This window comes from Streptomyces sp. NPDC059455 (genome assembly GCF_042750115.1).
Lineage (GTDB): Bacteria > Actinomycetota > Actinomycetes > Streptomycetales > Streptomycetaceae > Streptomyces > Streptomyces endocoffeicus.
This window is the reverse complement of record NZ_JBHYVB010000051.1, coordinates 42,416-49,128: the sequence shown is the minus strand read 5'-3', so window position 1 is coordinate 49,128 and position 6,713 is coordinate 42,416. Positions and strand designations below refer to the sequence as shown.

At 71.0% G+C, this 6,713-nt stretch carries 7 protein-coding genes and 1 pseudogene; 2 read left to right on the top strand and 6 right to left on the bottom strand.

Features of this window, described 5'->3' with window-relative positions; translation table 11 throughout:
• The first annotated feature begins 357 nt into the window (after positions 1-357).
• On the top strand, positions 358-717 hold the full coding sequence (locus ACFXB5_RS20085) for a hypothetical protein (protein ID WP_385209594.1): 360 nt from the start codon (positions 358-360) through the stop codon (positions 715-717).
• Positions 714-1,381: pseudogene (locus ACFXB5_RS20080) on the top strand (nucleotidyl transferase AbiEii/AbiGii toxin family protein). The gene ACFXB5_RS20085 and the pseudogene ACFXB5_RS20080 overlap by 4 nt, the downstream one beginning before the upstream one ends.
• Positions 1,382-1,402: 21 nt before the next feature.
• Here ACFXB5_RS20080 and ACFXB5_RS20075 read toward each other — a convergent pair.
• The 6 genes from ACFXB5_RS20075 to ACFXB5_RS20050 form a co-directional block, all read right to left on the bottom strand.
• Positions 1,403-2,029: a TenA family protein gene (locus ACFXB5_RS20075; RefSeq protein ID WP_385209572.1), complete on the bottom strand. Its 627-nt coding sequence runs from the start codon at positions 2,027-2,029 to the stop codon at positions 1,403-1,405.
• Positions 2,026-2,772, bottom strand: a complete 747-nt coding sequence (locus ACFXB5_RS20070) for a glutamine amidotransferase (protein WP_385209569.1) — start codon at positions 2,770-2,772, stop codon at positions 2,026-2,028. The genes ACFXB5_RS20075 and ACFXB5_RS20070 overlap by 4 nt, the downstream gene beginning before the upstream one ends.
• Before the next feature lie 76 nt (positions 2,773-2,848).
• Complete coding sequence (locus tag ACFXB5_RS20065; RefSeq protein WP_385209567.1) at positions 2,849-3,904, bottom strand: phosphotriesterase; 1,056 nt, start codon at positions 3,902-3,904, stop codon at positions 2,849-2,851.
• Entirely contained in the window at positions 3,901-4,920 is a 1,020-nt protein-coding gene (locus tag ACFXB5_RS20060; RefSeq protein ID WP_385209564.1) for an ABC transporter permease, read from the bottom strand. The genes ACFXB5_RS20065 and ACFXB5_RS20060 overlap by 4 nt, the downstream gene beginning before the upstream one ends.
• A gap of 1 nt (position 4,921) precedes the next feature.
• On the bottom strand, positions 4,922-5,689 hold the full coding sequence (locus ACFXB5_RS20055; protein WP_044566644.1) for an ATP-binding cassette domain-containing protein: 768 nt from the start codon (positions 5,687-5,689) through the stop codon (positions 4,922-4,924).
• A complete protein-coding gene (locus tag ACFXB5_RS20050; protein WP_201846427.1) occupies positions 5,689-6,699 on the bottom strand; it encodes a substrate-binding domain-containing protein in 1,011 nt (336 codons plus the stop codon). The genes ACFXB5_RS20055 and ACFXB5_RS20050 overlap by 1 nt, the downstream gene beginning before the upstream one ends.
• Between the last annotated feature and the right edge of the window lie 14 nt (positions 6,700-6,713).

Genomic DNA, 6,713 nt, shown 5'->3' with positions numbered 1-6,713 from the left:
CGTGCTCCTTTCATCTCTGTGCGGGTCGGCGCTCGGGCGCGAGCAGCCCCCCCCCCCCACCGGGGTGTGGGGCGGCGGTGCCGGTGACCAGGCGGAGCGGCCGGATGCGGTTGAGCCGGCGGACGTTGTCCGGGGTGCCGAGGCCACCTGCTGTTGGAGCGGATCGGCCCGCTGGGTCTTCGCCGCCCACGAACGGGTGGAACGGCCGCACCCCAACCGTTCACGGTGGCCCGCGGCGAGCTCGAAAGTCTCGGGGGTGGGCAAGGTCCTCCCGGGCGGAAGAAGAACCGATGGGCGTCCTCGCCGGGTGTGAGGCCCGGGACGGCCTGTGTCATTCATACTGGTCGCATGTCCGCTATGCCTGCCGCTGAGCCGTCCCCGCCCGCTGCCGAGGTGTTGCGGCAGCGCTACGCGCGAAGGCTCCCCGACGCGCTCGGCCGGCCGGCCGGGCCGACCCACGGCTCCGTCCAGTTGCCGCTGCATGTGGCGTGGTCGGGACTGACGCGGTTCGACCTGGACCGACCACGGTCGAGGATGAGCATGTACCGCACGGTGCTCGCCGAAGGGCAGCACGATGACCTGATCGCCCTGCTGAACCGGGATCTCCTCGTCGGCCAGTGGCCCGTCCTGCGCACGCTGATCAGCCGGGCCATCCGTGACGTGTGGGAGGAGGCCTTCCCCGAACTGGCTTCGGCCCGCTCGGGAGCCGCGGCGTGAACCTGAGCGATCCCCACCGTAGGCTCCTCTCCGACGTCCTGGCCATCGGCACCCCCCTACCCCCTGGTCATCACCGGTGGGTACGCGGTCCAGGCGCACGGCCTGGTCGACCGGCTCAGCCAGGACCTCGACGTGGCCACGGAGAACCCCGCACCCATGGCGGAGATCACCCGCTCCCTCATCGCCGGGCTGGCCGAGCGCGGCTGGCAGGTGAGGGAGGTGGGTGTGGACCCGCTCTCCGGCCGCCTCGTGGTCACGGATCCCGCCAGCGGTGAGCAGTGCGAGGTCGTCATCCTCAAAGAGGCGTTCTGGCGCCCACCCACAGCGACCGAGTACGGTCCCGTCCTTGCCCTGGACGACGTCATCGGCACGAAGGTGCGCGCGCTGGCCGACCGCGGCGCCGTGCGGGACGTGATCGACGTCCACGCCCGCTTCCCGCCTCCACACCACCGTGGACTTGGAGCGACTCGGCCGCCGCCACGCCCGCGACGAGTTCTGTCTCGAGGATCTCCAGGCGCGTCTGGCGGGTGCGGGGTGGTACGAGGACGAGGAATTCATCGCTTACGGTCTCACCGAGGCGGACACGGCCACCTTGCGAGCCTGGGCTCGGGACTGGGCCGACGACCTTACCCAGCGGCTGCACGAGGAGACCACGAACGACTGATCGGCCCCCGCCGGGGCCCGGTCACCCGAACACCGCGTCGTGGAAGGCGATTTCCGCCTCCAGCATGCCGGTGAACCAGCGGGTCAGCCGCTCCTGGGGGATGTCGTCCGGCAGGGCGTCGACCTCCGCCGCGAGTGCCCGTACCCCGTCCCGGAACGCCTGGTCGGCGTGGAGCGCCACCCAGGCGCTCATCGCGCCGTCGGGGACGGCGCCGCGCTCGTGTGCCCGGGTGCACCAGGTGAGGTAGAGGGTCTCCGCGGCGAACAGCATGGTCATCACCGCCGGGTAGCCGCCTTCCCGTGCCACGTCGAGCGCGTACCGCGACAGCACCTCGGCCCGCCGGGCGGCGTCCGGCCGGGCGGGGACGGGCCAGGCGGCGCGGGCTTCGCGGAAGTAGTCCGCCTGGGTGGTGGTCAGCGCGTGGACCGCACGGGCGTTGCGCTCCAGCGCCGTCCGGTCGGGGGCGCCCCATACGGCCAGTCCGTGCAGCCGGGTGGCCGTCTCCACGAACGCGGCCTCGATCTCCAGGTAGTCGGCGTAGTCGGCGTCGCTGATCGTGCCGGCCGTGACCTCGGTGACGAAGCGCATGCGCAGCGCCTGTTCCATGAGCGGGGTGGCGGCCTTCAGGAGCCGCTCGGACCGGCTCATCGGGTGAGCCATTCGACGAGGCCGCCGAAGACCCGGGCGTAGCCGTCCCACTGCTCGCAGAAGGCCGCGGGTGCCCAGTGCGGGGAGCAGTCGGAGGTGAAGACCGCCGAGCGTCCCGCGCCGTACTCGGCCACCGCCACCAGGGGGTCGCCGCCCAGGGTGGCCAGGACCTCGGCGCCCGGACGTGGCCGGACGCGGTTGTAGCCGAGCAGCGGCGGCCATTCGCCGGTCACCCCGCCGAGGGCGGGATGGCCGGTACCGACGGCCGACGGGCGGCCACCCGCGGGCAGTTCGACGCGGTCGTCCTCGGGCAGCAGCTCGACCGGTAGCACCTCGTGCAGCGCGGTGTTGCGGTAGGCGGCCTTGCCCTCGAAACCGGTGAAGGAGAGATAGCCGCCGACCATCAGCAGCCCGCCGCCGTCACCGACCCATCCGCGCAGTGCGTCGATCCGGTCCGCTCCCGGTGTGCCCCGTTCGAACACCTCGGGGGAGAGCTGGAGGGAGTTCGCCCCGATGTCGGAGAGGATGACGACGTCGTAGCGGGCGAGCGCCTCGGCATCGCCCGGGAACTGCGCGGGTACCAGATGCGCGGGCAGGTGCGTGACCTCGTGCCCGCGGCCCTCCAGCGCCCGGCGCAACGGCTCGACGCCGGTCACATAGGCACTGGTGGTGAACGAGTCGACCCCCTTGATGTGTGTGGACTGGGAGATCCAGCTCTCACCGGCTATCAGGACGCGGCTCACAGGGTGCTCCTTAACGGGGATACGGGGATACGGGGATGGGGCGAAGCGCCGGGACGGTGGTCAGGGCGTCAGGGCGTCAGGACGCGGCGGCGAGCTCGAACAGCCGGGCCGGATTGATGTGCAGCAGGCCCGCGGCGGTCCGCCGCGGCACGCCGTGCTCGACGAGACGGGGGAGGAACAGCTCGGGTACGTAGCGGAAGCCGTTGCCGCCGTAGGCGGTGAGCATGCTCTTGAGGAACACGTCGTGGCTGAGCAGCAGTCGGTCGCCGTGTCCGCGGGCGATGAGCCCGGCGATCGCGTGCGCGGTTTCGTGGGGTGCCGGGGACTGCCCCTCGCCGGGGTAGTGGAACGGCATGCTGATCATGTCGAATTCGAGCCAGACGCCGCGGTCGGCCACCGACCGCTGATAGTCCGGGTCGGCGTGCGAGGGGTCCATATGGCACAGCACCACGGCGGCCGGTGCCACCCCGTACTCTTCCAGCACCAGGTCGAGAACCTCGTGGGCGCGGCGCTGCCAGCCGGGCAGATGGATGTAGAGCGGGACACCGGTCTCGCGCTGGGTGCGCGCGGCGGCGCGCAGCGCGGTGTGCTCGCCCTCGGTGAACCGCGGGGAGACCCCGATCTCGCCGATGACGCCCGGCCGGATCCCGGTGCCGTCGGCTCCCTCGGTGAACTCGGCCAGCAACGCGACGGCGAGGCCGCGCTCGTCCGCCGATGACAGTGGCCGGGGATGGTAGGGCTCCAGGTACCAGCCGCTGCCCATGACCACACGTACGCCGCTGTCCTCGGAGAACGCGCGCAGTGCCGCCGGGTCGCGGCCCAGTCCGCCCGGGGTGACGTCGACGATGGTGCCGCCCCCGCCGGCGGCGAACGCGCGCAGGTCGGCCAGCATCCCTTCGGTGTCGTCGAGCACACAGTGGTCGAGGCAGGCGTAGGGCTGCTCGCGCAGCAGCCAGGCCAGTCCGGGTGTGGTGCGGGCGTCGCGCAGATGACCGAGCCGGGGGTCGGCCGGGGTGGTGACGGCCTTGCGGACGTCGTTCCGCAGATGCTCATGGGTGAGGGTGAGGCCGAGCCCGGTGCTGGGCACGGGCCCGGTCACCGTGGTCACGGTGCGGGGGGAGGGGCCGCTCATGAGCGGCCCGTCAGATGGGCGAACAGATCGGCCATCGCCCGGCCGCGCAGGTTGAGCCAGATCGCGGCGAGCAGCACCAGTCCGGTGACGATGGGGGTGAGGAACGGGCTCACGCCGAGCAGGTTGAGGCCGTTGGCGATGACTCCGGTGATGAGGGCGCCGATGACGGTGCCGAGTACGGTGCCCCGGCCGCCGAACAGATTGGTGCCACCGAGCACGACCGCGGCGATCACGGTGAGTTCGAAGCCCTGCCCGGAGTTGGCGGAGCCGGAGCCGAGCCTGGCCGCGGTGAGCAGTCCGGCGATACCGGCGGCCACACCGGTCAGCATCAGGGTGATCATCTTGATCCGGGCGGTGTTCACCCCCGCTCGTCGTACCGACTCCTCCTGGGAGCCGATGCCGTTGACGTAGGAGCCGAACGGCAGCTTCGACAGCAGGACCGCTCCGACGGCGACCGTGGCCAGGGCGATCCAGGCCAGTGCGGACAGTCCGAGGAAGGCGGCGTCGCCGAGCTTGGCGACGAAGAGCCGGGCGTCGATGGGGACGGAGAACCCCTTGGTCCACAGCTGTGCCAGGCCGCGGACGACCGACATGGTGGCGAGGGTGACGATGAACGGGGGGATCTTCTGATAGGCCGACAGCCATCCGTTGACGGCGCCCCAGAAGAGCCCGGCGAGCAGCGCCACGACGATCACCACGGAGGAGTCCCAGCCGGCCTGCAGCATCTCGGCGGAGCAGGTGGCGGTGAACGCGAGGATCGATCCCACGGACAGGTCGATCTGCCCGGTGCTGATCACGAAGGTCATGGCGACCGCCACGATCAGGGTGATCGCCACCTGGGTGGCCAGGTTGGCCAGGTTGGTGAAGGTCAGGAAGTTGGGGGCGGCGATGCCGAAGCCGAGGAAGAGCGCGACGCCCACGCCGAGCATGGCCAGGGTGGCCTTGTTGGCGCGCTGCCAGCGGCCCGGGGGCCGGCCCAGTACGGCGGTGGTGCGCATCGCGGTGTCGGCGCTCATTTCAGGCCACCTCCTCGGTGCCGGGCCCGCCGTTCGTGGCGCCGGATCGGGTGATCATGGCGACGAGCCGTTCGATGTCCAGATCGGAGATCGGGGCGTCCTCGACGCTGCGTCCCTCGTACATCACGGTGATCCGGTCGCAGACCTCGAACAGGTCCTGCAGCCGGTGGGTGATCAGGATGACGCCGACGCCCTGGGCGGCGACGTCGCGGATCATCTTCAGCACCTGCCGGACCTCGGCGACGGCGAGCGCGGCGGTGGGTTCGTCCAGGATCAGCACGCGCGGCCGGAACGACACCGCACGGGCGATCGCCACGGCCTGCCGCTGCCCTCCGGACAGTTCGCCGATCTCCTGGTAGGTGGATTTCACCCGGACGTGCAGTTCGGAGAGGGTTTCGGCTGCTCGGGCGTGCATCGTGGCGCGGTCGATGAAGGGGCCTCTGCGCGGTTCACGGCCGAGGAACAGATTGCTGGCCACGTCGAGGGTGTCGCACAGAGCGAGGTCCTGGTAGACGATGCCGACCCGCTCGCGGCGCGCGTCGGCGGGGCTGGTGAAGCGGACGTCGCGGCCGTCGATGGAGATCTGCCCGCTGTCGTGCTGGACCGCACCGGCCAGGACCTTCATCAGGGTCGACTTCCCGGCGCCGTTGTCGCCGACCAGGCCGAGCACCTCGCCCGGGGCCAGGGTCAGGTCGACGCCGCGCAGCGAGCGGACGGCGCCGAACGATTTGGTGATTCCTCGCAGGGAGACCAGCGCGCTCTCGCCCATCACTTCTCCAGGTAGTAGAGGTAGTTCTTGACGTTGTCCGGGGTCACCAGCTGGGTGGGAACGGGCACCTGCCGGCGGGTGGTGCGGCCGCAGGCCAGGTCGATCGCGGAATTCATGGCCTCGTAGCCGAACCGGAAGGTGTTCTGCTGCAGCACCCCGGTGATCCAGCCGGCCCGCAGCCCGTCGACGGCCTGGCTGGACAGGTCCCATCCGACGACCTTGAGGTCCTTGGTGCGGTGCTGGCTGACCACGGCGGCGGCCAGGCCGATCAGGGCGGGTTCGCCGGTGGCGTAGGCGTACTTCAGGCCGGGGTCGCGGGTGAGCAGGTTCTCGGCGGCGGTCTGGGCGTTCTCCTGGATGTTGCGGCCGTCGACCACGTTCTGGATCTTCATGCCCTTGGCGGTGACGGTGTTGGTGAATCCTTTCTGCCGCTCGTTCTGGATGGTGCTGTTGAGCGCGCCGACGACGCCGATCCCACCGCGGTTGCCGGCCGTCTTCAGCAGGGCCTCGCCGATCCGCCGGCCGCCTTCCGCGTTGCCGACGCCGACCTGGGCGGAGACCGCGGGGTCGTCGACGGTGGCGTCCACGGCGACGACCGGCACGCCCGCCGCCTTGGCCCGGCGGATGGCGGGCTTGATGCCCTCGGTGTCGACCGCGTCCACGATGATGGCGTCGTAGTGGTTGGCCACCAGGTCGTCGATGGCGTTGGCCTGGGTGGCGGAGTCGTCGTTGCCATTGACGATCTGGGTCTTCACCCCGGCCTTGTGGGCCACGGTCCGGGCGCCGGTGTTGATCTGGTTGAAGAACAGCGCCTGGAGGTTGATGGGCACGATACCGATCTTCGGAGCGTGGCCGCGGACGGTACAGGAGCGGGCGACCTCCGCGGGCGGCGGCGGGCCCTGCTCGGTGGTCTTCTTCTCGGCCGCCATCTCGCGGCGGGCCTGGGTGTCGCAGCCGACGGTCGTCAGCAGCAGGCCCAGCGCGACCACGGCCGTCACTTTCTGGCGCATCTGCTCTCCTTGTC